21 protein-coding genes and 3 tRNA genes are annotated in these 25,137 nt (G+C 38.2%); 3 read left to right on the forward strand and 21 right to left on the reverse strand.

Annotated features, from left to right (window positions below; genetic code table 11):
• Positions 1 to 25: 25 nt before the first annotated feature.
• Positions 26 to 1,459 carry a tRNA (N6-isopentenyl adenosine(37)-C2)-methylthiotransferase MiaB gene (gene miaB, locus ACFFUE_RS04025; protein WP_376833278.1) on the reverse strand — a complete coding sequence of 478 codons (1,434 nt, stop codon included), beginning with the start codon at positions 1,457 to 1,459 and terminating at the stop codon, positions 26 to 28.
• 322 nt (positions 1,460 to 1,781) lie between these two features.
• Positions 1,782 to 2,270 carry a YkgJ family cysteine cluster protein gene (locus tag ACFFUE_RS04030; protein WP_376832925.1) on the reverse strand — a complete coding sequence of 163 codons (489 nt, stop codon included), beginning with the start codon at positions 2,268 to 2,270 and terminating at the stop codon, positions 1,782 to 1,784.
• 129 nt (positions 2,271 to 2,399) lie between these two features.
• Between ACFFUE_RS04030 and mutL the strand changes: the two genes are divergently transcribed.
• Positions 2,400 to 4,175, forward strand: coding sequence for a DNA mismatch repair endonuclease MutL (gene mutL, locus ACFFUE_RS04035; RefSeq protein WP_376832926.1), 1,776 nt, complete (start codon positions 2,400 to 2,402; stop codon positions 4,173 to 4,175).
• Positions 4,176 to 4,615: 440 nt separating this feature from the next.
• On the opposite strand, the gene ACFFUE_RS04040 is transcribed toward mutL, so the two are convergent.
• The 12 genes from ACFFUE_RS04040 to ACFFUE_RS04095 all read right to left on the reverse strand — a co-directional run bounded on the left by ACFFUE_RS04040 (position 4,616) and on the right by ACFFUE_RS04095 (position 17,899).
• Complete coding sequence (locus ACFFUE_RS04040) at positions 4,616 to 5,464, reverse strand: GLPGLI family protein (RefSeq protein ID WP_376832927.1); 849 nt, start codon at positions 5,462 to 5,464, stop codon at positions 4,616 to 4,618.
• Between the two features lie 112 nt (positions 5,465 to 5,576).
• On the reverse strand, positions 5,577 to 6,365 hold the full coding sequence (locus tag ACFFUE_RS04045) for a GLPGLI family protein (protein WP_376832928.1): 789 nt from the start codon (positions 6,363 to 6,365) through the stop codon (positions 5,577 to 5,579).
• Positions 6,356 to 7,087 carry a GLPGLI family protein gene (locus ACFFUE_RS04050; protein WP_376832929.1) on the reverse strand — a complete coding sequence of 244 codons (732 nt, stop codon included), beginning with the start codon at positions 7,085 to 7,087 and terminating at the stop codon, positions 6,356 to 6,358. Before ACFFUE_RS04050 ends, ACFFUE_RS04045 begins: the two co-directional genes overlap by 10 nt.
• 93 nt (positions 7,088 to 7,180) lie before the next feature.
• The gene (locus tag ACFFUE_RS04055; RefSeq protein ID WP_376832930.1) at positions 7,181 to 7,438 is read right to left on the reverse strand and encodes a hypothetical protein; all 258 of its coding nucleotides are present in this window, start codon (positions 7,436 to 7,438) and stop codon (positions 7,181 to 7,183) included.
• A 204-nt stretch (positions 7,439 to 7,642) separates the two neighbouring features.
• On the reverse strand, positions 7,643 to 8,530 hold the full coding sequence (locus ACFFUE_RS04060) for an EamA family transporter (RefSeq protein ID WP_376832931.1): 888 nt from the start codon (positions 8,528 to 8,530) through the stop codon (positions 7,643 to 7,645).
• Between the two features lie 127 nt (positions 8,531 to 8,657).
• Positions 8,658 to 9,359 carry an RluA family pseudouridine synthase gene (locus ACFFUE_RS04065; protein WP_376832932.1) on the reverse strand — a complete coding sequence of 234 codons (702 nt, stop codon included), beginning with the start codon at positions 9,357 to 9,359 and terminating at the stop codon, positions 8,658 to 8,660.
• Between the two features lie 97 nt (positions 9,360 to 9,456).
• Positions 9,457 to 10,788: a quinol:cytochrome C oxidoreductase gene (locus ACFFUE_RS04070; RefSeq protein WP_376832933.1), complete on the reverse strand. Its 1,332-nt coding sequence runs from the start codon at positions 10,786 to 10,788 to the stop codon at positions 9,457 to 9,459.
• An 18-nt stretch (positions 10,789 to 10,806) separates the two neighbouring features.
• On the reverse strand, positions 10,807 to 11,481 hold the full coding sequence (locus ACFFUE_RS04075) for a c-type cytochrome (RefSeq protein ID WP_376832934.1): 675 nt from the start codon (positions 11,479 to 11,481) through the stop codon (positions 10,807 to 10,809).
• On the reverse strand, positions 11,474 to 11,995 hold the full coding sequence (locus ACFFUE_RS04080; protein WP_327983462.1) for a DUF3341 domain-containing protein: 522 nt from the start codon (positions 11,993 to 11,995) through the stop codon (positions 11,474 to 11,476). Before ACFFUE_RS04080 ends, ACFFUE_RS04075 begins: the two co-directional genes overlap by 8 nt.
• Positions 11,982 to 13,376, reverse strand: a complete 1,395-nt coding sequence (nrfD, locus tag ACFFUE_RS04085; protein ID WP_376832935.1) for an NrfD/PsrC family molybdoenzyme membrane anchor subunit — start codon at positions 13,374 to 13,376, stop codon at positions 11,982 to 11,984. The genes ACFFUE_RS04080 and nrfD overlap by 14 nt, the downstream gene beginning before the upstream one ends.
• Before the next feature lie 24 nt (positions 13,377 to 13,400).
• On the reverse strand, positions 13,401 to 16,514 hold the full coding sequence (locus ACFFUE_RS04090) for a TAT-variant-translocated molybdopterin oxidoreductase (RefSeq protein ID WP_376832936.1): 3,114 nt from the start codon (positions 16,512 to 16,514) through the stop codon (positions 13,401 to 13,403).
• Between the two features lie 23 nt (positions 16,515 to 16,537).
• Positions 16,538 to 17,899 (reverse strand): c-type cytochrome, encoded by a 1,362-nt coding sequence (locus tag ACFFUE_RS04095; RefSeq protein ID WP_376832937.1) that lies wholly within the window; start codon positions 17,897 to 17,899, stop codon positions 16,538 to 16,540.
• A gap of 188 nt (positions 17,900 to 18,087) precedes the next feature.
• Here ACFFUE_RS04095 and ACFFUE_RS04100 point away from each other — a divergent pair, with 188 nt between their 5' ends.
• Entirely contained in the window at positions 18,088 to 18,630 is a 543-nt protein-coding gene (locus ACFFUE_RS04100) for an SPOR domain-containing protein (RefSeq protein WP_376832938.1), read from the forward strand.
• A 149-nt stretch (positions 18,631 to 18,779) separates the two neighbouring features.
• Here the strand turns inward: ACFFUE_RS04100 and ACFFUE_RS04105 are convergent.
• The 6 genes from ACFFUE_RS04105 to hflX form a co-directional block, all read right to left on the reverse strand.
• Positions 18,780 to 18,863, reverse strand: a tRNA-Leu gene (locus tag ACFFUE_RS04105).
• Positions 18,864 to 18,898: 35 nt separating this feature from the next.
• Positions 18,899 to 18,971: transfer RNA gene (locus ACFFUE_RS04110), tRNA-Gly, on the reverse strand.
• Positions 18,972 to 18,976: 5 nt separating this feature from the next.
• A tRNA-Leu gene (locus ACFFUE_RS04115) sits at positions 18,977 to 19,058 on the reverse strand.
• Between the two features lie 158 nt (positions 19,059 to 19,216).
• Positions 19,217 to 19,570 carry a DUF6122 family protein gene (locus ACFFUE_RS04120; protein ID WP_376832939.1) on the reverse strand — a complete coding sequence of 118 codons (354 nt, stop codon included), beginning with the start codon at positions 19,568 to 19,570 and terminating at the stop codon, positions 19,217 to 19,219.
• Complete coding sequence (locus ACFFUE_RS04125) at positions 19,570 to 20,286, reverse strand: DNA alkylation repair protein (protein ID WP_376832940.1); 717 nt, start codon at positions 20,284 to 20,286, stop codon at positions 19,570 to 19,572. The genes ACFFUE_RS04120 and ACFFUE_RS04125 overlap by 1 nt, the downstream gene beginning before the upstream one ends.
• A 12-nt stretch (positions 20,287 to 20,298) precedes the next feature.
• Positions 20,299 to 21,516 (reverse strand): GTPase HflX, encoded by a 1,218-nt coding sequence (gene hflX / locus ACFFUE_RS04130; RefSeq protein ID WP_376832941.1) that lies wholly within the window; start codon positions 21,514 to 21,516, stop codon positions 20,299 to 20,301.
• A gap of 314 nt (positions 21,517 to 21,830) precedes the next feature.
• On the opposite strand from hflX, the gene ACFFUE_RS04135 reads away from it, so the two are divergent.
• The gene (locus tag ACFFUE_RS04135) at positions 21,831 to 23,966 is read left to right on the forward strand and encodes a S46 family peptidase (protein ID WP_376832942.1); all 2,136 of its coding nucleotides are present in this window, start codon (positions 21,831 to 21,833) and stop codon (positions 23,964 to 23,966) included.
• Between the two features lie 55 nt (positions 23,967 to 24,021).
• On the opposite strand, the gene ACFFUE_RS04140 is transcribed toward ACFFUE_RS04135, so the two are convergent.
• On the reverse strand, positions 24,022 to 24,858 hold the full coding sequence (locus ACFFUE_RS04140) for a GLPGLI family protein (protein ID WP_376832943.1): 837 nt from the start codon (positions 24,856 to 24,858) through the stop codon (positions 24,022 to 24,024).
• Positions 24,859 to 25,137: the final 279 nt, after the last annotated feature.

The following is a 25,137-nucleotide window of genomic DNA, read 5'->3' on the forward strand; positions in this document are numbered from 1 at the left end:
TATTTTGTAATGATGGCTTTTATCGTTATTCCACTCTCCCTATCAATGTTCCCTGCGTATTATCATACACGAAAACATTGACCAAATCGCCCACTTTTTGTCCTTCTTGTTTATCAAAAACACAAACGGCATTTTGAGAATTTCTTCCCTTCCATTGGTTTTCATTCTTTTTGGAGGTTCCTTCTATCAAGATTTCGTGGGTGCGTCCTACATAGGATGCCATTCTTTGTTTAGAGAGTTGCCCTTGTAATGCGATAACTTCGGACAAACGGCGTTGTTTTACCTCTGCAGGAACATTGTCTTCCATTTTCTTGTGAGCGGGCGTTCCAGGTCTTTCGGAGTAGGCAAACATATAGCCATAGTCGTACTCTACCTCTTGCATTAGCGATAGCGTATCTTGGTGGTCTTCTTCTGTTTCGCCACAGAAGCCTACAATCATATCTTGGGAGAAGGCAATCTCTGGAACGATTTTTTTGGCTTCGCGAATCAACTCTAAATACTCTTCACGCGTATGCTGTCGGTTCATTGCTTTTAGCATATTATTGCTTCCACTTTGTACGGGAAGATGTACATATTTGCAAATATTAGGATATTTTGCCATCATTCGGAACACATCAAGGCTCATATCTTGTGGGTTGGAAGTCGCAAAACGAATTCTCATTTCGGGTAGTTCTTTGGCAACCATTTCTAAAAGTTGGGCGAAACGAACGGCTGTTGCCTTTTGCATTTCGGAGGCTTTATCAAAATCTTTTTTCGGACCACCACCATACCAAAGGTAAGAATCCACATTTTGCCCCAAAAGGGTTACTTCCTTGTAGCCATTGTTCCAAAGGTCTTTGCACTCTTCCAAAATGGAGTGTGGGTCTCGGCTTCGCTCTCGCCCTCTGGTGAAAGGAACCACGCAGAAGGTACACATATTATCACAACCGCGGGTAATGGTAACGAAGGCCGTAACGCCATTGCCTCCCAAGCGAACGGGAGAAATATCTGCATAGGTTTCTTCTTTGGAAAGAATCACATTGATGGCGTCTTTTCCACTTTCAGTTTCTTTCAAGAGGTTAGGCAAATCGCGGTAAGCATCTGGACCAACCACCAAATCTACCAAATGTTCTTCTTCTAAAAATTTAGATTTTAAGCGTTCTGCCATACAGCCGAGAACCCCTACGGTAAGTGAGGGCTTGTCTTTTTTCAGGTTTTTGAAGGTGGACAATCGGTTGCGAACGGTTTGCTCCGCTTTCTCGCGAATGGAGCAGGTGTTGAGCAGAATCAAATCAGCTTCTTCCACTTTTAGGGTGGTGTTGTAGCCTTGTTCGTTGAGGATGGAAGCTACGATTTCGCTATCAGAAAAGTTCATCTGGCAGCCATAGCTTTCCAAAAATAGTTTTTTGGTATTTCCTTCTTTATCGGCGATAGCATAGGCTTCGCCCTGTTTATTTTCGTCTATGTATTTTTCTTGCACGATTGAAATGTTTTTATGTTCAAAGTTCAATATTTAAAGTTCAGGGTAGATGGAATGAAAACAACCATTTCCCTTGAATAAAAAAACATTAAACCTTGAATAAGGATTAGTCTGCAAAGATACGGAATTTTATGCCAAAATGGCAGTTGGTGTAGAAACTTTATCTTTTGATTTTCTTTATATCAACCGAAAGGTGAATGGATTGGTTGATAATTATTTATGATATGGGAGATAAAGTGTGTTTCCTGTTGGATAAAAGTTTGTTGCGTGATTTGGTTAAAACTTACTGCTTATCACTAACCAGGCTAAGTTTGAGTCTGTTCTATCTCTGCAACTGTTGTTTCATTTTTTCTACCCAAGTGTAGGCGGCGGGGCAGATGAGGGTGTTTTTGATGGTTAGGTGGTTGATTTGATATACTTTTTGTCTATCGGTATGGGGGAATTCTCGGCAGGCTTTCGGGCGAACCTCGTAGATATAGCAGGTGTTATCCTCGTTTAAAAAAGGGCAAGGGAGTTGTTGTAAAACTTTATCGTTGTCCTCATCGGTTTTTAGGTATTGGTGTTCAAAATCAGCGGGTTTTATTTTGAGATGTTTGGCTATGCGTAGGATGTCTTTCTCAGTGTAGAGAGGCCCTGTGGTTTTGCAGCAGTTGGCACATTGCAGGCAATCGATGGTTTCAAAAACCGCTTCGTGAGTGTCTTGGGAGAGGTAATCTAGGTTTTTAGGCGGGTGTTTTTTAAGGGTGTCTAGAAACTTCTTGTGTTCCTTTTGTTTTTGCTTTGCCTGATTATGGTAGAACGCTATATCCAAGGTAGAAATATTTTTAGCAAAGGTATAAAAATAGATTTTTTTTGCGGAAAACTCTGGGGAAATCTTTTCCGATGAGGTGGAAAAATTCCCATTTCAAATGATTATTTTTGCAGGCGAAATATTATGTCAATGTCAGATATTATACAACTATTGCCAGACCACGTTGCCAATCAGATTGCTGCTGGGGAAGTGGCGCAGAGGCCTGCATCTATAGTGAAGGAGCTTTTGGAGAATGCCATAGACGCACAAGCAACTAAGGTGGAACTCATTGTGCGAGATGCTGGAAAAAATCTGGTGCAAGTGGTAGATAATGGAATAGGAATGTCTGAAACCGATGCTCGGATGGCGTTTGAAAGGCACGCTACTTCTAAAATTCGTTCCACAGATGATATTTTTAATATTACTTCTAAAGGGTTTCGTGGTGAGGCATTGGCGTCTATTGCTGCAGTAGCACAGGTGGAGCTAAAAACTAAAAAGCAAGATGCTGTAACGGGAACCAATGTTTATATAGAAGGAGGAATGTTGCAGTTTCAGGAGCCTGTACAGACGGTGGAAGGTTCTAGTTTTTCGGTGAAAAATTTGTTTTATAATGTGCCAGCTCGTAGGAAGTTTTTAAAAAATGATAATGTAGAGTTTAGGCATATTATAGATGAATTTCAGAGGGTGGCATTGGCACATCCTAATATTGAGTTTGATTTGTTTCATAATGATGAAGCGGTGTTTCGCCTGAGAAGGGGAACGCCTATGCAACGCATTGTGGAGGTTTTTGGAAGGAAACTGCAACCGCTGTTGGTGCCTATCAAAGAGGATTTGGATTGGATAAAACTGAATGGCTATGTGGCAAAGCCTGAAGGAGCTAAGAAAACCCGCGGTGAACAATTTTTTTTCGTAAATCATAGATTTTTTAAAAGTCCTTACCTCAATCGTGCGGTTCAAGATGCTTTTGAGGGATTGCTTCAGCCAGGCTATGTACCTTCGTTTTTTCTCTTTTTGGAAGTGGAACCAGAGCGAATAGATGTGAACATCCATCCTCAGAAAACGGAAGTGAAGTTTGAAGATGAAAATCTAATTTTTGCCCTTATCCGCTCTACAGTGAAAAAAGCATTGGGGATTTACAATGTGGCTCCGAGTTTGGATTTTGATAAAGACCCGCAGATGGATGCTTTTCTTAATGCTAAGCCAGCAGAGAGTGCAATGAATTTTAAGCCAAGCTCAGTATCGGTTAGTAGGGGTTTTAACCCATTCAAAAGTGAGGGTAATGCAGTACCATCAAAAGAAGAGGTGATAAATCTGCAAGAGATGTTTGCACAAAATATTTCGGCGGAGCCTTCTAAAATCAATCTATTTGAGGATGAGGAGTTTGATGAAGATTTGATGCGATTGCCCAATGGATATTGGATTTTCAATCAAGGGGATAAAACACTGATGTTGGATTTAGGTAGGATGCATCGGGTTTTGATTGCGGAGAAAAATAAAGATAAAAAACGCAGTGTGGAACGCCAATCTCTGCTGTTTTCTTTGGAATACCATCTGAATGAAATGGAGAAAAATAAATACAAATCCATAAAAAAGTATCTGCCTGGTCTTGGTTTTGAAATGACTTTGGCTCAGGATAATGTACTGCGTATAGAGGCTCTTCCTGAGGGGCTAAAGGAAAGCCAAGCGATAAAATTTTTGGAAACCGTTTTTGAAGTTTTAGATTATAGAACTGAAGAAGATTTTATGAGTTTCTATGATGCCCAATGGAATAAGTTTCAGTCTAAATCTCGTTTTGACTTCATCTACAAGCACGATGTAGAATCTTTGCTGAAGGATTATACCAAGATTGGCTTCCCAAATTACACCCCCGATGGTAAAAAATGTTTTATAGAACTCCCATTAGATGAACTGAAGAATAAATTTTAAAATCTTTTTTTGTTGCACTTAGTTGTTTTTGTATCTTGGCGGAAAAATAAACATAATTAGTGTTACTATCTTCTTGTGGTCAGCAAGGAGTGGGCAAATGGCGGGTTGAAAACATTGATAAAGATACCATTTTTGAAGATTCTGTTGATGGTCTGTTTATGGCATAGAGCTAAATATACAAGGCGAGGTGGATGATTCTATTCGGATATTGAATCCCTGTGAACAAGTTTGGCAATACATAAAAAAACGCTTTAAAAACAAGACTTTTGAAAATATGGAGCTTCTCAAATAATGGCTCCACGAAACCTTAAACGCTATGGACAATCAAAAAGTAAAATCCATCACCTCTAATCATCATTACCTTAAAATATTTACGAGTGTTTTTATGGTTTAATTGATATAAGACCTCCTACTGAGTACGGAGATTCTAATCTGGTAAATTAAAACTTCTCCTTGTCAATATCGTTATCATTATCCTTATAGTATTGTTTCCATTCCTCTTCCTTTCTCTTAATATAGTCCGCTGGGAGGGGATTAGCAAGCTTCATATAATCGCCATCAGGCTGGGTTGCAATATTCTCTCTCAATTTTCTTGCTGGGTCTTTTTTAAAGTTTTCAAAAGCCTTTTTATATTTTGCCTTTGTCGTTTTTATAGCTCTTCCGAAAGGCGATGGCAGAAAATCATTGTCTTCTACATTTTTTTCTAAACCTATCATTCTAAAAGAGTACGACCCCGTACGATCCTTTGCCAATAATACCAACCCCGGAAGTTGCCCTAATACATAAGGTCCGAAAGAAAGCGGAAGTTCTGTAGCAAAATAAACCTCCCATTCTCTGCCATTGATTTTTGCCGTAGCCTTTTTGGTTTCATAACCATCTATTTTTTCAGCAATACCCCCAATGCTCCATTGGGTATTTTTTTTCTCAGAATATTTATAAATATCTCCATCAAATATTCTAAAAACATCATATCCCTTACCATCATCCACCACGCCTATATTAAACTTAGGAAATCTTAATTTTCTTGCATCAAAGGATACACTTCCATTCAAACTTGAAAGTTCAGCCAATCTTGAATATACAGAATCAATAGATTTGTAAGTCGCATTAAAAAATTTTGAAGTCTGTTTTTTGGTGTCAATTTCAAGTATATACACATCTACCATAGATGGCGTTTCTGGCTTTAGATTGGTTTTGCTTTCCAATTGATAATATACTCTAACCGTGTTTTGAGAGTACGCCATAAAACTCATCAGAGAAAAAAGGAATAAAATAGACAACTTTTTCACAATACTTTCCTTTAAGAATTTATTTTAACACAACGAATATAGTTAAATGATTCCAACCCCACAATGGCGTTAAAGAAAATTAATATTGTATCGCTTGGTGATGAAACTTCCATCAATAAAACCAAATATCACCTATCTCTATGGGATTATTGTGTTTCTCTGCCCATTGTCTATAAGTCTCGTTCAGAGATTCATTAAGTCTTTGGCTACTAATTTCATTACCATTAAAACTCACGGATACATTCAGATTGCTGGCTTTCATTATAGAAGTCATCTGCCCAGATGGGTCGTTAAAGCTTTTGTTTTTCAGCATCGTAAAATCCTCATTATTGATAAAAGTAAAGTTTAGCATTACGATATTCTGTTTAGATTGCTCTATACCGTTTGCAGTAAATTTATATTCCTTATCCTCAGAAGAAACCTCCAATACCAAACCTGGCAAACCCGAGAATTTATATGGTCCATCAGCAAAGGGTAACTCTCTACAAAACCACGCTTCCCATTTTCTACCGCCCAAATGCGTGGTAGCACGGTGCACCACATAGCCCAAGATTTCCTTTTTCTCAGTATGCAAAATCCAAGCAGGTTGTTCTGCGTAAGGCGTTCGGTAATATCTATTAAAAACAGGTTGCAAAATCGCCCATTGGTTTTTAGATATTTTCTTAAAGACCAAAGTATTAAATCTATCTTTAGGCTCGGTATTCTTAGGTAAAAATAAAGATTCGTGTTTTTCTGAATCGTAGTTTAAAACCCATTCATCTACCTCACGATGGGAATCGTTTTTCTGTGGCTGATAATCCACCAGATAAGACACCAAAAGATTTTGACCAAAGGCAACCACAGAGAGCAGCACACAAGCCATCAAAGTGAATCTGAACATCAAACGCTTCATTATTCCCATTCAAATTTTATTTCTAAATCTACTCTTGGTTGCTCAAAGATGGTTCTATTCGGATTTTGGCTCAATGCTTTTTCCAATTTTTCAGACAAAGCATAACGCAGTTTTGGATATTGGCGATACGAAACCATTGTCGCGGCAGGGTCAAAAGGATTTTTCAGAGAAGCATTGGTTTTCTCATATTTTATCAATTCCCAAGTGTGTCTTCCATTATCATCTTGCACTTCATAAACGATACCTTTCAAGCCTACGAACTTCCAAGGATTGGCATTAAATTTAGCCGAATCATCATACCAAGCTGTATAAGTTCTACCACGAAAATCAGCAGTGGCTTTTTTCAGTTTAATATTATTTTTCATTTTGGTTTCATTGGATGGTTTCCAATGGATGTTCGCTTGGTCTTCCAATTCATAATATTTTCCTTGTATAAAATCTTTAATCAAGAATTTCTGTTCTGCATTGGTAAAAAGCGTATAGTTATAAGGCGTCCGCGGAAGAGCCATAGCACCACCATTCAAATTTCTCACCTCATTATCCACATCTTGCGAACCAAACGCCACGGTATAGAGCATCTCTTTAGATTGGGTATCTACCAGCAACTTACCAGTATCTTTCAGTGTTCTTTCGGAAGGGTATTCTATCACGGTCAGAGCATAAACCAACTCATAAGTCTGTGCCTTTAAACCTGAGAATAACGCAATTAAAATGATTAGTATATGTTTCATATTAAAAAAATATAGCCACAAAAACAAGCACTTGAAAAATAGTAATTCTTATTTTTAAGTTCACATTGTTTTTATGGCTATCATTTAATTAAGTTAGCGTAAATCTGCTATTTGAGCCTCAAATTGCATTGCTAGTGCTTTTGCCTTACATGCAGTTTCTGATGCTTCATAGGTAAAAGAGTAATCTACCAACACATTATTTCTATATATACTAATTTCACACCAACCTCCTATCATTTTTACTTCAGTAGAAATAGATTGAGTAGTTTGCATTTGTTTCTCGACTTGTGCTTTATCACCTGTCATAGCACTCATTACACCAGCAACTCCAAGAGCTGCCACTAATAACACTTTTCTCATAATAAATCAACTAACGGGGTTTAATGTTAGTGGTTCAAAACTAAAACTAAAACTAAAACTAAAACTATGCAAATTTTATATGACAAAAATCACAGAATGTTAAAAATTTATATTGATTCTAAATAAATATTCTCCTATAGTCTAAGTTCAAATGAAAATTTTTATTTACAAAAAAATATCCGTTTAATAGCAATATTACCTTCCGACTTTCATTAAAGTCTTAATATTAAAAACAAGAATAGAAATCGCAATCAAAATGTAAGCTAATATCTGTATCCAATGGATAGGTTCATTAAAGTAATACACCGAGAGTAAAAAGGAAATAATGGGATTGATATAAATGAGAATGCCTACGGTAGATGCCGCTACGCCCTGCAAAGCATACAGATTCATATACAACGGAATAATGGTAAAAAACAAAGCAATAATCCCTGTAAAAAGATAAAACGCTGCATCGGTAGGAAAATGAAAACCCTTAAAAATATAATACGGAACCGCCAAAATAAACACCGTTATCAGCTGGATAATGAGCGTGGTAAATTTATCAAAAAACTGATTTTTCTTCTGAGAAATCAAAAACAAAGCATAGCTTAAAGCGATAAGAAAAGCAAAAAGAAGATTATTGGGGTCTGAAATATAGTACAAGGCACAGCCTACCAAACAAAGCAACATCGCAATAAGCTGGTCCCAACTGGCGTTTTCCCTCAGTAGTACAAACGAAAGCATTGAGGTGATAATAGGACAAATTAAATACGCATAAGATGCCGTCTGTACATTCACCTGATTGACCACATAGATAAACAAAAACCAATTAAACCCCAACAGACCTCCTCCCAAAAGGTTCCAACCCAAAGCTTGTTTTTTCTCTTTAATTGTAAAATTTCGGAAGCGTTTCAACGCTATTTTTATAGTATCTCTTTTTATAGTTACCGCAATCATTAAGATGATAACTACGGATAATAATATCCTAAAAAACAAAATATCCAATGAAGATTCGTGGGCAATGGGTTTCAATGCCAAACTGAAAAATCCCCATAGGAAATAGGACAACAATGCAAAAAAATAATATCGGTTGAGTTTCAAAAGTATAGAATTAGAGGTTAGAAGTTAGAAGTTAGAAGTTAGAAATTAGAAGTTAGAAGTTAGAGGTTGGAGGTTAGATGCTAGAGTCTTTTCTCTTTCTTCTTTCCTCTTTTTTCTTTCTGTAATCTTATTTTTCTTCAGCAGCACGCCACACCGCATCATTTTGGGGTACGGGAGCTGTAATATCCATTTTTTCTTTCGTTACGGGATGTACGAATTGTAATCTTCTGGCGTGAAGCGATATTCCCCCATCTGGATTAGAACGCGGTGAGCCGTACTTTAAATCCCCCTTAATGGGAACGCCTATTTTGGAAAGCTGTGCCCGAATCTGGTGATGCCGCCCTGTTTCAAGGTCTATTTCTAACAATTGATAATTATCTAAAACTTTGATGAGATGATACGATAAAATGGCTTCTTTAGCCCCATCGGTAGGTTTTGGAAAAACAATGGCTTTATTATTTTTTTCGTTCTTTTTGAGATAATGCACCAGCCTTTGGCTTTGAGGAAGCATCTCTTTTGCCACAATTGCCCAATAGGTTTTCTCTATTTCTCGGTTTTTCACCATCTGTGTCAATCGGGAAAGAGCCTTAGATGTCTTAGCATAGATTACCAAACCAGAAGTAGGTCTATCAATGCGATGTACCAGCCCAAGAAAAACATTGCCTGGCTTTTCATCTCGCTTTTTAATAAAAGCTTTAATCAGTTCCAACAGCGAGGCATCACCCGTTTTATCGCCTTGCACAAGCTGTCCTACCTTTTTATTAATGACAAGGAGGTGATTGTCTTCATAGATGATTTGTGAGGCGATATCGTGTGTCATAACTTCCATTTTTAAAGGTGCAAAGATAGCAGATTATTAACTGAAATAAAACAAAGAATCCCACACAAAACTGCGTGGGATTTTTTATTATAAAACTTCTAAAACATTAGAATGGATATTCATAAATTTTAGACTCGTGTACAAATGGGTTTCCTGTAGGGATTAATTTCAGTTTGGTAAGCATTGTCATCACAGCGAATGTGAACAATCCTACGAAGAACACTACCGCTCCTATCACTAAAAGAAGAACAGCGATGTTATTCCAATAAGGTCCTACAGTTCCTGGCATTACCATATTGAAGTAATCTACAATATGTCCTATCACTACCAATACCGCCATAGAAGTTACCACCTTGTAGTTTCTCTTGATGCTTGAACTCACCAATACCAATAACGGTACCAAGAAGTTAAGAATCAGCATTGGAAGGAATGTAGGTGCATAGTGCTCAAATCTGCCGAAGAAGTAATTAACCTCTTCTGGAACATTCGCATACCAATATAGCATAAACTGACAGAACCAAGTATAAGTCCAAAGCATAGAAGTAGCAAAAAGGAATTTTCCTAAATCGTGCAAGTGGTTGTCATTAAACTCTGGCAAAAAGCCTTTCTTTTTAAGATAAACACTTACGATGATGATAAGTGCTACCGCTGTAGCCAAGCAGCTTACCATAGCATACCATACATACATTGTAGAATACCAGTGGTGGTCTATAGACATTAGCCAATCCCAAGCCCAACCTACAGAAGCAAAACCGAAGAATGCAATATATCCTACAGACCATCTGTAAAGCATTTGATATTCTCTTAGAGACTTAGTTTCATCTACTTTTTTAGATTGGCTTCTCAATTTCCAAGCAAAGAAAGACGCTCCTGCTACATAGAAAATATTTCTAATCACATACCAATTGGTATTCAAGAACTTGCTTTTCTCAAGCGTAATCACATCAAAATTAGGGTGATTAGGATCTACCAAAGTAGGATCCATCCAATGGAATAGATGCCCTATATGCATTACATTGAGAATCATCACGATGATGCAAAATATCCCAGCCCAAGGAATAAAAGAAGCGATAGCCTCCATTACTCTTGTTACAATAATAGACCATCCTGCGTGAGCCACGTGCTGAATAGAGTAGAAAAATAGCACACAGCAAGAAGCAGCAAAGAAAAATACCGCCACAAAGTGCAAAGATGCCAAAGGAGCATTGTGTACCTGATGCGTAGCGTGCTCTAGATGAGCCTGATGATCTTGCGGGCCTACCAATTCGCTAGAGTGGGTAGGAGCAGTATGCCCAGAAGCGTGTACTGCCTCCATCATATGTTCTACCGCAGTGCTATCGTATCCTTTGTTGATGAAATATCCAGTAGCAAAAAGAACCAATCCTGCGATGATAAATACGAAAGATAATAATCTTAATTTAGGTGAAAAATTATACATTTTTTCTGTCTTTTAAATTTATTTAGTTGCAGTAGAATCACTTGCTACAGCTGTAGCAGCAGAGGCTGTACCTCCCTTAAACTCGTTCATCACATACATTGCGACTCTCCATCTATCCCCTGGACTCAGTTGCCCTGCATACGAGCCCATTGCGTTTCTACCATTCACAATCACATAGTGAACGCTTCCTAAAGTTACTTGTCTATCTGCATAGTTTGGAACACCAGAATAAGCACCAGATTGTACGATAGAACCTTGCCCATCTCCAGCAGTACCGTGGCAAGCAGCACAAGTTTTCTCATACAATAGCTTTCCTCTCTCCAAATCTTTCTCTAAGTTGGTTGCATTTAGAGGAGAAACGGTAACGCTTTTAGAAGCTTCATATCCTGCATTATACTCATCTACATTTTTAGGCAACAATGCTTCTGCAAAAATACCATCTTTATCCTGCGGAACAGTTCCTTCTACTGGAGTCAGTCCTGTAGCACCATTTTGCTTTACAAATGCAGGGATTTCATTATCGTGCTTAGAGTAAGCATCTTCAGCTTTTTGCAAAGGATCATACGCTACTGGAAAGTACATATCTGGAAACCATACCAAAGGTGGGTTACCATTTCCACAAGAAGAAAGTACCAAGCTTGCAAAACCTAAGACTGCTGTAATTTTTAAAATATTTCTTTTCATATTAAGCATCTTTTACGGTTATTTCTTCAGCTCCTGTTTCTATAAGGAGTTGTTTTATTTTATCCACATCATCACTTACGAACTCCATCATAAACTTATCATCGGTAGTACGAGGATCTGGGTTTTGAGCTGGAGCTCCTGGATACATTTTATTTCTAACAAAGAATGTAAGGGACATCAAGTGAGCAGCACAGAATACCATTAGCTCAAACATAGGGACTACGAAAGCAGGCATATTGTGAGCCCAATCAAAGGCTGGCTTACCACCAATGTTCTGTGGCCAATCGTGATTCATCGTGTACCAAGTCACCAATGCTCCGATGGATACACCATAACAAGCGTAGATGAATGCTGCATCAGAAATTCTTGTTTTCTTCAAGCCTAATGCTTTATCTAATCCGTGCACAGGGAATGGAGTATAAACCTCGTTGATTTCAATTCCTTTCTCTCTGAAAGCTTTTACGCCGTTCATTAAATCGTCATCATCAGCGTAAAGACCATATATAATTTTAGTGGTGCTCATCTCCTTCTTTTGCTTTATAAGTTTCACCAGAAATTTTCAAAATAGACTTCAATTCAGCCTGTGCAATCACAGGGAATGTTCTTGCGTAAAGTAGGAATAATACGCCGAAGAAACCTATTGTTCCTAAATAAACGCCTACATCAATGATGGTTGGCTTAAACATTGTCCAAGAACCAGGTAGGTAGTCTCTAGACAAGTTGATAACGATGATGTCAAAACGCTCAAACCACATACCGATGTTAATTACCAAAGCAATAAGGAATGTTGCAATGATATTGGTTCTAACCTTCTTGAACCAGAACAATGCAGGCACTACCAAGTTACAGATAATCAACGCCCAGAATGCCCACCAATAAGGTCCTGTAGCAGCACCCGGAGTAAGGTAAGCAAAGTCTTCAAATCTAGTACCAGAATACCAAGCGATGAAGTACTCTACAGCGTAAGCCACTGTTACCATACCACCCGTTACAATGATTACGATGTTCATAATCTCTATGTGGTACATTGTGATATATTCCTCTAGGTTACAAACTTTTCTTGCAACAAGCAATAGTGTCTGTACCATAGCAAATCCTGAGAAAATAGCTCCTGCTACGAAGTAAGGAGGATAGATGGTAGAGTGCCAACCTTTGATTACGGAAGTGGCGAAGTCAAACGATACCGTAGTGTGCACTGAGAATACCAATGGCGTAGCCAAACCTGCCAATACCAAAGATACCTCTTCAAATCTCTGCCAATGTTTTGCCTTACCTCCCCATCCGAATGCTAAGAATGTGTAGATTTTCTTAGTCCAAGGTGTTTTAGCTCTATCTCTAATCATTGCAAAGTCTGGAATTAGCCCTACAAACCAGAATACTGTAGAAACTGAGAAGTACGTAGAAATTGCAAATACATCCCAAAGGAGTGGAGAGTTAAAGTTAGTCCAAAGAGAACCAAACTGGTTAGGAATTGGAAATACCCAATAACCAACCCATACTCTACCCATATGGATTACAGGGAAGATGGCAGCCTGTACAACGGCGAAGATGGTCATTGCTTCCGCTGAACGGTTTACAGACATTCTCCATCTTTGTCTAAATAATAATAGTACTGCGGAAATCAAAGTACCTGCGTGACCAATCCCTACCCACCATACGAAGTTGGTAATATCCCAACCCCAGTTGATAGTTCTGTTAAGTCCCCAAGCACCAATACCTGTACCAATGGTGTAAGCAATACATCCAAAACCATAGATGAATAAAACTAAAGAGGCCCAAAATGAAATCCACCACAGTTTTCCTGCTCTTTCTTCGATAGGTCTAGCGATATCTTCTGTGATATCGTGATAGGTTTTGTGACCAATAATTAAAGGTTCCCTTATCGGGGCTTCGTAATGTGACATTTTTTACCTTATTATTATTTAAACTTATTTTTCTTTTCTATTTCTCACTTTTGTATGATAGAAGACATTCGGCTTCGTACCAATCTCTTCCAATAGTGTATATCTTCTATCACTATTGTAAAGTTCTCTTACTTTAGAAGACTTGTCATTCATATCTCCAAAAGTCATAGCACCAGTAGAACAAGCTTTGGAACAAGCTGTTTGGAATTCTCCATCTTTAATGGTTCTACCCTCTTTCTTCGCTTCAAGGATGGTAGCCTGTGTCATTTGGATACACATAGAGCATTTTTCCATTACCCCTCTGGTTCTCACTACCACATCTGGGTTCAATACCATACGACCCAAATCGTTGTTCATATTATAATCAAACTTATCGTTTAGATTATAAGTAAACCAGTTAAATCTTCTTACTTTATAAGGACAGTTGTTAGCACAATATCTAGTACCGATACATCTGTTATATGCCATCTGGTTCTGACCTTGCTTACCGTGTGATGTAGCTGCCACAGGACATACTGTTTCACAAGGTGCGTGGTTACAGTGCTGACACATTACTGGCTGGAAGATTACATCTGGATTTTCTGCTGGGTCAATCAAAATATCATAAACCCCTGGCACATCTAATCCTCTATCCAATTGTTCTTTGGTAGTGATTTTTTCTTTAGCTGAATAGTAACGGTCAATTCTCAACCAGTACATATCTCTGGACATTCTAATCTCCTCCTTACCGACTACTGGCACATTGTTTTCAGCTTGACAAGCGATGATACAAGCTCCACAACCTGTACAAGAGTTCAAGTCGATAGAAAGGTTGAAGTGAGGACCATCAGTATCATCAAACTCGTCCCATAGAGAAATTTTCCCTGCTGGAGTAGAATCTGTAAGTGTGTGATATTCCAATGGTATATTCCACCCTTTTGGCTGTCCGTTTACAATGGTACGGTCATCAAATTTAACATTCAAGAAAGTTTCCAATGGAACTTCTTTAGCAATATCATAACGACCCATCAAGGTATTTTGAAGCTGCATTCCTGCAAACTCGTGCATACCAGATACTTTTTCGATTTTCGCATTAGCAACTGCCAAGTTGTAACCATCAAACAAAGGATAAGCATTCACCCCTGTCTCAGCTACTTTTCCAGAATCTTTTTTACCGTATCCTAATGCTAAACCAACAGTTCCATCTGCTTGCCCTGGCTGAATAAATACAGGCACATCTTTCAATGTAACCCCATTTACTGTAAGGTTTACTCTGGAACCATCCAGCTGCATTCTTGCATTTAATGTATTTTCAATACCGAACTTCTCTGCATCTTTAGGAGAAATGGTAAGATAATTATCCCAAGATAATCTGGTGATTGGATCTGGCAACTCTTGCAACCAAGGATTATTGGCTTGCGTACCATCACCTACAGCTGTATTGGTATAAAGTACCAATTCTAAATCTGATGCTTTGAAAGCACCTAAATCTGCAAGGGCTTGTGCCGCATTTCCACCTGCATAGCTAAGGTTTCCACCTCTACGCACTACTGGAGCTTCTGCCTCTGCACCCTCCTCGGTAGTAGACACTTCTTGTGCAACAGCTCCATTGATACCGTTGTACAATGCTTTATTAAAGCTCACACCACCTAAGAAGCTAGCCGCACTTGCTTTAAGGTAATTGTAGTAATTATTATTTTCGCTATTCTTTCCGTTGATCCAAACCAAAAGAGATTCTTCTATTTGTCTTGGTTTATAAACCTTAGTAATCGTAGGTTGCATCAAAGAATACACCCCAGATTGTGGCGTAAGGTCTGCCCAAGACTCTAGCCAATGTGCTACTGGAATGACCACCTTAGCCGCTTGATACATTTCATTTTTCTTATCAACTACTGCTACCAAATGTGGTACTTTAGCCAATAATTTTTTGAAATCCTCTCCTTTATTAGAAGAATAGATTGGGTTTACATTATTACTAATGAGTACGCCTACTTGCCCTGCATTCATCCAAGACAAGAATTCGTTATATCTAGCTCCGTTAAATTCTTTCAGAAGATTTGCTCTTCCCGTGAAAGCATTAGAGCCTAATTTTTGATTGATTAAATGTGCTAATACATAAGCCGCTTTTGAACCTTCTGCAAAAACAACTGCTTTATTTCCTTTTTCATGTAATTCTTTTACAATTTTAGCAGCATCTCCAGATACAGAAACTCCGTTCAATCCATTATAAACCTCTGCTAAAAGTTTGTAAGTAGCACTTGGTTTTAGACGGATTCTTTCATCGGCATTAGCTCCCGTTAAAGACATATTAGATTCCACTTGGATATGTCTCAACATATTAGCTCCTGGTTTTTTAGCTACGGCATAAGAAGTTTCCAAGCTACCACCGTTATAGTCTCCCAAGAAATCAGCTTGGAAAGACACCACCAATTCTGTGGTAGAAAGGTCATAGACAGGAAGCACTCTTTGCCCAAATACCTCCTCTGCTGCATCTAATGCAGAAGCGTGTGGTACAGCATCATAGGTTACTAATTCTGCTGTTGGATATTTAGCCTTAAACTCTGCAAATAACTTCTTGAATGTTGGAGAAGGATAAGAGTGAGACAAAAGAACGATTTTCTTACCAGCAGCCTGAGCATCTGCCAAAGCTTTTAGTACATAATCATCTACTTTATCAAAAGTCTCATCTTTACCATTAAGAGCAGGTTGCTTTACTTTATCATTATCATAAAGTGACAACACCCCTGCCTGAACTCTCGCACTGGTTTTACCCAACTCGTTAGCCGCAGGATTTGGTTCTATTTTAATAGGTCTTCCTTCTCGTGTTTTCACCAATACACTAGCAAAATCAGCTCCATCAAAGTAAGATGTTGCATAGTAATTAGGCACCCCTGGAATAATATCGTGAGGTTTTACAACATAAGGAATGGTTTTGATAACAGGAGCTTCACACGCTGCTAAAGTTACCGCTGCGGTAGAAAACCCTAACAATTTAAGAAAATCTCTTCTTGAAGTTCCAGAATTGTTCATTTTTTCCGAATCTCCCAAGAACTCCTCTACAGGAATTTCATTTTGAAACTCTTTCTGAGCCAACCTATTATTAAGTGTTGGATCTTTCAGTTCGTGAATACTTCTGAATTGTATTTTATTTGAAGCCATTGATACTTCTAATTTTTTATTAATTAATAGTGACATTTACCACACTCAAGACCACCGATAGCATCTACCGTAATCTTACCTTCAGACTTAGGATATTGTTTTTTCAATTTATCGTGAAGATTTTTGAAATACGCTTGGTTATATCCATTGTTCATATCTACTTCTGTAGTTCTGTGACAGTCGATACACCATCCCATCGTGAAGTCATTCGCCATTGCCACCACATTCATTGTATCTACTTTTCCGTGACAAGCTTTACATACCACATCTATCTGATCGTTTGGATTTTTCTTATTATGAGCACTGATGATGGATTGCTCTCCTGCTACAACGTGCTGTGCGTGGTTGAAGTAAACGAAATCTGGCATATTGTGAATTCTCACCCACTCAATTGGTTGAGTTTTGCCAGTATAAGATTGCGTTGCTGGATCCCAACCTGCTGCTTGGTAAATTTTCTGAATTTCTCCATCATAGAAAGCCTTATCTTTACCTGGCTCCATATATTTACCATTGTATTCAGAGATTGACCTATGGCAATTCATACATACATTAACAGATGGAATTTCAGAAACTTTTCCATACTTAGCAGAAGAGTGACACATTTGGCAATCTATTTTATTATCGCCAGCGTGGATTTTGTGGGAGAAATAGATAGGTTGCTCTGGCTTATATCCTTTGTAAACCCCTATTCCCATAAGGAAATTCCACACACCATACAAGGCAAACACCGCCAAGAGTCCTAGTAAAGCCTTTCCTACGAGATTATACTTTTGATATAACTCCCCAAAGGACTGAACTCTGGTTGCATTAAGCTCTGCCAATTCTTCCGTTTGATTCAGTTTTACCAACTGTCTCAATCTAAGCAACAACCATAATAGAAGCCCTGCAATAGCCAATAAAGAAATCAAAAGAATTTTGGAATTAGCACTTTCCTTTCTTTCTTTTTCAATAGCAGCAATGGTATTCTCATCACTTGCAGCCTCTGCTGCTGGCTCTGGAGCTGGTGGATTGGTAGTATAGGCTAAGATATCATTGATATCCGTATCCGAAAGATTCGGGAACGCCGTCATCTCCACCTTGTTAAACTTCTCATACACTTCTATGGCGTACTTGTCGCCAGATTCACGAAGTGCCTTATTGTCCTTAATCCATTTGTGCAACCAATCTTCACCTAAGTTTTGCTCGGTTTGCAATCGCTCCACAACTCCTCCCAAAGCAGGACCTACCATCTGCTTATCTAAAGCGTGACAAGCTGTACAGTTTGCCTTGAAAAGCTTCTCACCATTCTTTGGATCTCCGCTTTGAGCGTGGACTGAAGCGGTAGCTGATAACAACAATCCTATTGCTATCAAGCTCCTTTTGTAATGCTTTCTCCAACTAATCATTTATAAAATCTTGGGTTAGTAAAATTAAATGAGTTTACATTCAGTTGTGCAAAAGTAAGCTTTTTAACACGAATTTAACAACCCCAATATTATTACTATTTTCATTTTTTATTAATTTGGAATTATTCTAAATAATGTTTTTGGTATATTTTTTTTATTTATCTTATTTTTGTCCAAAATTTCAACTGATGAAAAATATTTTAAAATACAGCCTTTTGCTTCCTTTATTCATTTTTAATAAAATTGAAGCCCAGCAGGTTACAAAAACCGATACCTTGCAAGGAACTCCGCTTTCCATCACTGCAGACCGCAAGGTTTTATCCCTAATGGAAGACTTGGAAGAATACTGTGACACAAAAAAAACGATTAGAAAAAATGCCATTTCCTCTGATGAGGAAAAAACAACCTCCAAACCTAGCACCAAAGTGGTTGCAAGCAGAGCCTTGACCACCAGTGAAATTTGTAAAAATAACCCAAGAATTTTAGGGGTGAAAATCCAAATCGCAGTAGTAAAAAGTAACGATGAAGCCAACGAAGTCAAAGCTTATTTCAGGAGAAGATTCCCCAATATTAAAGTAGAGACCGATGCTTCCCTACGCCCTAATTACAAAATCTTAGCGGGAAGTTATTTTAATAAACAAAGTGCCGCTTCAGATTTGGCAAGAATTAGAGAATATTTCAAGTCTGCCACAACTATACAATACCGTGTATTCTGCGTGGAAGCAAAATAGATTATTCATTTTTCACATTTCAAATAAAAAAGAGGCTGTTCGAAAAGAGCAGCCTTTATCATTCAAAAAAAAAAAAAAAAAAAAAAAACTTTCTTGTTTTCAACCAACAAAAAAATCGGTTAAGAAAAAAAACTCCTAACCGATTTAAGTACCCCAGACGGGACTTGAACCCGTACGTCCTTGCGGACACAGGATTTTAAGTCCTGCGTGTCTACCAATTCCACCACCAGGGCGATAAAAAAGAGAAGCTTAAAAAAACTTCTCCCTGAGCGAAAAACGGGGTTCGAACCCGCGACCTCAACCTTGGCAAGGTTGCGCTCTACCAACTGAGCTATTTTCGCAATTGTGCGGATGAAGGGACTCGAACCCCCACGCCTCACGGCACCAGATCCTAAGTCTGGCGTGGCTACCAATTACACCACATCCGCAATTGTAATAATGAACTTCTCTTCCTTATTTGTGGTTGCAAAGATAGATATTTTTTCTTTACTTCCAAAATTTCAATCCACTTTTTTTAGTTTATTCTAACCATTATTATTTAAAATCAACCTCATCTAATTAAAAATCAAACAACTGTAGTCAAAAATTATTTTATCATATTGTGTAAAAAATTCCAAAAGTAATAGTCTTGGAAGTCCGTAAAAATATGAAACAGCAATCCTATAGCAATGATTTTATAATTTCCTTTAAGCAAAATACATCCCAAAACATAAGCCCCTATCATAGGATAGCTGTGCAAAGGATGAAAGCCAATACTGTTTCTTCCTGCTTCAAAAATAGGACTCGCGAAAAGATGATCCAAATCTATCAGCATTGTAGCCAACATCAGCCCATAAGCCTTCTTCCATTCTTTCCTGAAAAATATTAATGCTATAAAAACAGGAAAAACCAGATGCAAAAAGTAGTGTATAAAAGTTTTTAAAAACTCCCAATCGTTCATCAGCGTCTTCCTTTCAAATAATCTTGTCGCAGTGGTTCATCCAGCTTCTCAATAGCGTATCGCAATGATGTTCTAGGCATCTGAGCATAATAGACATCTAAAAATGTGATTAATTCTTCTTCATTTTGGTTGCCCATTTCTCGCAATAGCCAGCCATTGGCTTTGTGCATCAAATCGTGTGGATGATTCAGGTTGTTCACCGCCAACGCTTTGGTGAGTTCAAAATGCCCTTGTTTAATATGATACATTGTCCCCACAATAGCCATCCTCTTATGCCACATATTTTCAGAGTTTGAGAGTGTCCACAGAATTTCATCATTTTGGGTATCATAACAATGTTTCCCCAGTATTTTATAGCACGAGTTATCCACCAAATCCCAATTATTCACAAATTCTAAATGTTGCAGATAGAAATCCACAAGATTTTGTTTCTCTTGCTCCGATTTTGATTTCTCATATTTCGCCACCAACATCAGCAATGCACAATGCCGATGCTCGTGTATCTTAGAACTTAGCAACAAGGAGAGCTCCTCCAAAGAAATCTCTTTCCAAAAGGCTTTAGCCACTTTTCTCTGGTCTGGCACCGTTACGCCAATAAACTCATCTCCCTCTGCATATTCACCCTTTCCTGTTTTGAAAAACCGAGGATAAAACGCCTTTTTCTCTTGAATAGAAAGGTCATTGAGGGCTTGGACTATATCATTATAATAAATCATCTCCGTATTATTTTAAGCCTCTAATTCCTCATCATCATAATATTCAAACAAGAAGTCATTGTAAGGGAAACGGGAGATATGAATTTTCAGAACCTCATCATAAATCAGTTTTTTCATCTCTGGAAAGTTTTCCTTGGTAAGTGCAGAGATGAATACCGTAGGAAATTTTGACTTTGCCATCCAAGTTTTCTTCCACTCTTCAAGGGAAATATTCTTTTTGGTGGCAGGCGTTAAATCGTCCTCGTCTTTTTTCTCGTAAGAGAAATCATCTATTTTATTAAAAACCATTACCATTGGCTTTCTGTGAGCATCTATCTCCTGAAGAATCTGATTAACCGACTCTATATGGTCCTCAAAACTCTCGTGGGAGATGTCCACCGTGTGAATCAGCAAATCTGCCTCTCTTACTTCATCCAAAGTAGATTTAAAACTTTCTACCAACTGTGTAGGCAATTTTCTAATGAACCCCACCGTATCCGTCAGCAGAAAAGGCAAATTCCCAATAACCACCTTGCGAACGGTAGTGTCCAGAGTGGCAAACAGCTTATTCTCCGCAAAGACATCAGACTTAGAGAGTGCGTTCATCAGCGTAGATTTCCCCACATTGGTATAGCCTACCAACGCCACACGCACCATTTTGCCACGGTTATTGCGTTGGGTTGCCATTTGTTTATCTATGGTTTTCAGTTTTTCTTTCAGTAGGGTAATTCTATCTCGGATGATACGGCGGTCGGTTTCTATCTCCGTTTCCCCAGGACCTCTCATCCCAATCCCACCCCGTTGTCTTTCAAGGTGCGTCCACATCCTTGTAAGGCGAGGTAAGAGATACTCATACTGTGCCAGTTCTACTTGTGTACGGGCATAGGAGGTCTGTGCTCTTTGGGCAAAAATATCCAGAATCAAATTGGTTCTATCCAAGATTTTCACTTCCATTTCCCGTTCCAAGTTTTTCAACTGAGAGGGCGATAATTCATCATCAAAAATTACCGTTCCGATTTCATTTTCCTTCACAAAATCTCGGATTTCCTCCATCTTTCCTTTTCCTACAAAGGTTTTGGAATCTGGCTGAGCCATTTTTTGCGTAAAGCGTTTTTCCACGGTTGCCCCAGCCGTATATGCCAAAAACTCCAGTTCATCCATATATTCGCGGAGTTTTTCTTCATCTTGATTTTTAGTAATAAGCCCTACTAAAACGGTTTTCTCGTATAAATGTTCTTTTTTTTCAAGCATAGATTTCTAAATCGTTTGATTTACAATTTCCACAAAAGTAAGCATTTTCAACTAAATCGCAGAGGCTATTCGCCGAAGACATTATGCTCGGAATCCCTATGGTAGGACACTTATTTTAATCGTAGGATGGGTATTTTACTTGGTAGGATACTTATTTTAATCGTAAGATAGGCATTTTACTTGGTAGGACACTTATTTTAATGGCACAAAAGTCATTTGCGGAGGGAAAACAAACCAAAATCAACACTTTTTCCATTTTATCATTTCGAAAATGCACCAAAATCTGTAAATTGCGAAAAATTTTATTTTACAATATGAAGCGATTATTTTTATTACTCACATTTATGATGAGTTTCCTTCAGGTAAAAGCCGATGAAGGAATGTGGCTAATGATGCTCATTAAGCGACTTAAAGGGCAAGATTTACAGAAAAAAGGGCTAAAACTTACCGCCGAAGAAATCTACTCTGTGAACAATTCTAGCTTGAAAGATGCTATCGTTCAGTTTGATGGTGGCTGTACCGCGGAGATGGTTTCCAAAGAAGGATTGCTCTTTACCAACCACCACTGTGGCTACGATAAGATTGCGGCACTCTCTACCCCAGAGCACGATTATCTCACCAATGGATTCTGGGCAATGAAACGCAGCGAAGAAATCCCTGCAAAAGGTCTTTGGGTAAGGTCTTTGGTAAGAATGGGAGATGCTACAGAGCGTATCAATGCTAAGCTCAACAATAATATGTCTGCCGATGAGAGAAGAAAAATCATCGATGCAGAATACAAAGCCATAGAAAAAGAAAACAATGCCAATGGAAAATACACCGTTGTAGTAAGAGACTTTTTCAATGGCAATGAGTTTTACTACTTCGTTTATCAAGATTTTAAAGATGTAAGATTGGTAGGAACACCTCCTAATGCCATTGGAAAATATGGTGGCGATACCGATAATTGGGAGTGGCCAAGACATACCGGTGATTTCTCCGTATTCAGAGTTTATGCTGATGCTAATGGAAATCCTGCGGAATATTCTCCAAACAATGTTCCTCTAAAACCAAAACATCACCTGCCTATTTCATTGAAGCCTATCAAACCTGGGGACTATGCTATGATTATTGGTTTCCCTGGTAGAACCAATAGATTTATGACTTCCTATGGTATAGACCAATTGGTAAACCGCGATTATCCAGCGTGGGTAGAAGCTTCTAAAACCGCAATGGATGTTATGAAAAAATATATGGATGCCGACCACGCTACAAAGCTTAACTACGCCTCTCAGTTTGCAGCTGTAGCCAACTATTGGAAAAACAGACAAGGTACCATAGAATCTGTAAAGAAAAATGGAACCATCCAAGATAAAGAGAAAACTGAAAAAGTATTCCAAAAATGGGCTAATAAAAAAGCCAACAAAGCATTGTATGGTAATGTATTGGCAGAGATGAAAGCTTATTACCAAGCCATCTCTTCTAAAAATGTAGAAAGAAACTATGCGGCACAGATGACCAGAAATGCAAAATACATTTCTTATGCCCTCAACTTAGGAACTCTACTGAAAAACTACACCGCTGAAACCGATGCAGCTAAAAAAGAAGAACTGAAAAAATCCATCGTTGCTAGAACCAACGCAATGTACGAAAAATTCAACCCTGCATTGGAGCAAGAGATGCTACAAACTATGGTAGCCCTTTATCAGAATCGAGTGGGTAGCGATGTGGCTTCGCCTACTTTGAAAAACACCAATGCGTCTCAGCTTGGCAATGTTGCCCAAAACTCTATCTTCGCAAATAAAGAAAGCGTATTGGCATTCATCGCTCAGCCCAATGCAGCTCAGCTAGAAAACGATGCACTCTACAAACTTGCCAATGGCTACTTAGCCGATTCCCGTGCAACGGCTGAAAAATATACCGAGAAAGACAATGCTTTCAGCAAAAACAACCGTCTGTTCTTTGATGGTTTAAGAAAATCTCACCCGAAAAAAGCTTTCTATCCAGATGCTAACTCTACAATGAGAATGACCTACGGAAAGGTTTCCACATTACCTTTCAGACAAGATAGAAACTACAACGGTGTGAAAAACAACTTCTATACAGACCTTGATGGAATGGTAGCTAAGTACAAAAAAGGCGATGAGGAGTTTGACCTTCCACAGCGTCTATTAGATTTGGCTGCTAAAAAAGAATACGGTCAGTATGCAGACCCTGCGGGTTATTTGCCTGTCAATTTCCTTTCTGATAACGATATTACAGGAGGAAACTCTGGTTCGCCTATCCTTAATGGCAACGGAGAGCTTATCGGGCTAGCATTTGATGGAAATTCAGAAGCCCTTTCTGGAGATATTGTTTTCGAGAAAGAATGGCAAAAAACCATCAATGTAGATTCTAGATTTGTACTTTGGGTAATAGATGTTTACTCTGGTGCAGGGCATCTACTAGATGAAATGACCATCGTGAAATAATACAATCCCCCATAAATACCAAACCTCCCACTCGGTACCGAGTGGGAGGTTTTTTTTACTTGATTTTATAAGGAATCGCTTTATCCAATTCAATAGGGGTATAATGTTTTAATATATCCTCTTGTACCCATTTTCTTTTCTGGTTCAGCTGTTCCAAACTGGTAATATCTTCTCCATTCATATTAATCTTTCCACCATCTTTGAAGACTTTTATCAGATTAGCCATTGGGTCATTAAAATCATTCAGCTTAATCTTCACCATTTGTTTATAATCCACAGGGATAGGCGTAGTACCATAGTAGCTCTCCAAAAAATCTGTAGTATCATAGAGGGTAGGCAGATTATGGTTTTTCACCAATTTATACTCAAAATCTCCTGCCGTGTCTTTTACCTCAAAGACAAGCCCTGGAAGTCCAGAAAATTTATACGGTCCTTCATTAATTCCTGTATCGGGTGAAAACCAAGCCTCCCAATGTCTCCCACCAAACTTAGTAGTAGCTTTCTGAAGACGATACCCATCTCGTTCTTTTTTATCCGAATGCAAAGTCCATTTGATATTATCCTTAGACTTCATCACGAAATAATCCCCTGCATTATTGGTAAAATACTGCTCGTTTTCGTGCGTATTTCTTTGTCTTTTTAATACTTGCTCTGTAACCGAGTTGGTTCTAAATTTATGATTATTATGTTTATTTTTGGTATTCAAAGAATCCATTTCCAAAAATTTATAATCATAGAATTTCGTCTCTTTATCATTCACATCTAATACCAAATAATAGCTTTGAGGCTTTCCATTCTCTTTGATAACACATTCATAAATGTACCGATAGGTCTGGGCGTACGCATTAAAGAAACACGCCAATACGCCTAATAATAACAATAATTTTCTCATAACATTTTAATTATACATTTGAATCTCTCCAAATTTATAAAAAAAAACATTATAAACACCAAAAAAAACGACTACTGTATACAGTCAGCTTATTTGATTATCGTTACACATCTTCATCAGAAGACATCCCCTACCCCTTCAATCTGATAAATCAAGACTTCCGACTGAGTACAGAGATTCTAATCTGACAAATTAAGACTTCCGACTGAGTACAAAGGTTCTAATCTGGTAAATCAAGACTTCCGACTGAGTACAGAGGTTCTAATCTGATAAATTAAG

This window comes from Bergeyella porcorum (genome assembly GCF_042427575.1).
GTDB lineage: Bacteria > Bacteroidota > Bacteroidia > Flavobacteriales > Weeksellaceae > Bergeyella > Bergeyella porcorum.

Coding starts and splice junctions, on each gene's coding strand:
- ACFFUE_RS04120 (WP_376832939.1), bottom strand. CDS start 19,570: ATGAACGATTGGGAGTTTTTAAAAACTTTTATACACTACTTTTTGCAT.
- hflX (WP_376832941.1), bottom strand. CDS start 21,516: ATGCTTGAAAAAAAAGAACATTTATACGAGAAAACCGTTTTAGTAGGG.
- ACFFUE_RS04125 (WP_376832940.1), bottom strand. CDS start 20,286: ATGATTTATTATAATGATATAGTCCAAGCCCTCAATGACCTTTCTATT.
- ACFFUE_RS04050 (WP_376832929.1), bottom strand. CDS start 7,087: ATGAAACATATACTAATCATTTTAATTGCGTTATTCTCAGGTTTAAAG.
- nrfD (WP_376832935.1), bottom strand. CDS start 13,376: ATGTCACATTACGAAGCCCCGATAAGGGAACCTTTAATTATTGGTCAC.
- ACFFUE_RS04065 (WP_376832932.1), bottom strand. CDS start 9,359: ATGGAAGTTATGACACACGATATCGCCTCACAAATCATCTATGAAGAC.
- ACFFUE_RS04075 (WP_376832934.1), bottom strand. CDS start 11,481: ATGCTTAATATGAAAAGAAATATTTTAAAAATTACAGCAGTCTTAGGT.
- ACFFUE_RS04095 (WP_376832937.1), bottom strand. CDS start 17,899: ATGATTAGTTGGAGAAAGCATTACAAAAGGAGCTTGATAGCAATAGGA.
- ACFFUE_RS04135 (WP_376832942.1), top strand. CDS start 21,831: ATGAAGCGATTATTTTTATTACTCACATTTATGATGAGTTTCCTTCAG.
- ACFFUE_RS04045 (WP_376832928.1), bottom strand. CDS start 6,365: ATGGGAATAATGAAGCGTTTGATGTTCAGATTCACTTTGATGGCTTGT.
- ACFFUE_RS04080 (WP_327983462.1), bottom strand. CDS start 11,995: ATGAGCACCACTAAAATTATATATGGTCTTTACGCTGATGATGACGAT.
- ACFFUE_RS04100 (WP_376832938.1), top strand. CDS start 18,088: ATGAAAAATATTTTAAAATACAGCCTTTTGCTTCCTTTATTCATTTTT.
- ACFFUE_RS04090 (WP_376832936.1), bottom strand. CDS start 16,514: ATGGCTTCAAATAAAATACAATTCAGAAGTATTCACGAACTGAAAGAT.
- mutL (WP_376832926.1), top strand. CDS start 2,400: ATGTCAGATATTATACAACTATTGCCAGACCACGTTGCCAATCAGATT.
- ACFFUE_RS04140 (WP_376832943.1), bottom strand. CDS start 24,858: ATGAGAAAATTATTGTTATTATTAGGCGTATTGGCGTGTTTCTTTAAT.
- ACFFUE_RS04070 (WP_376832933.1), bottom strand. CDS start 10,788: ATGTATAATTTTTCACCTAAATTAAGATTATTATCTTTCGTATTTATC.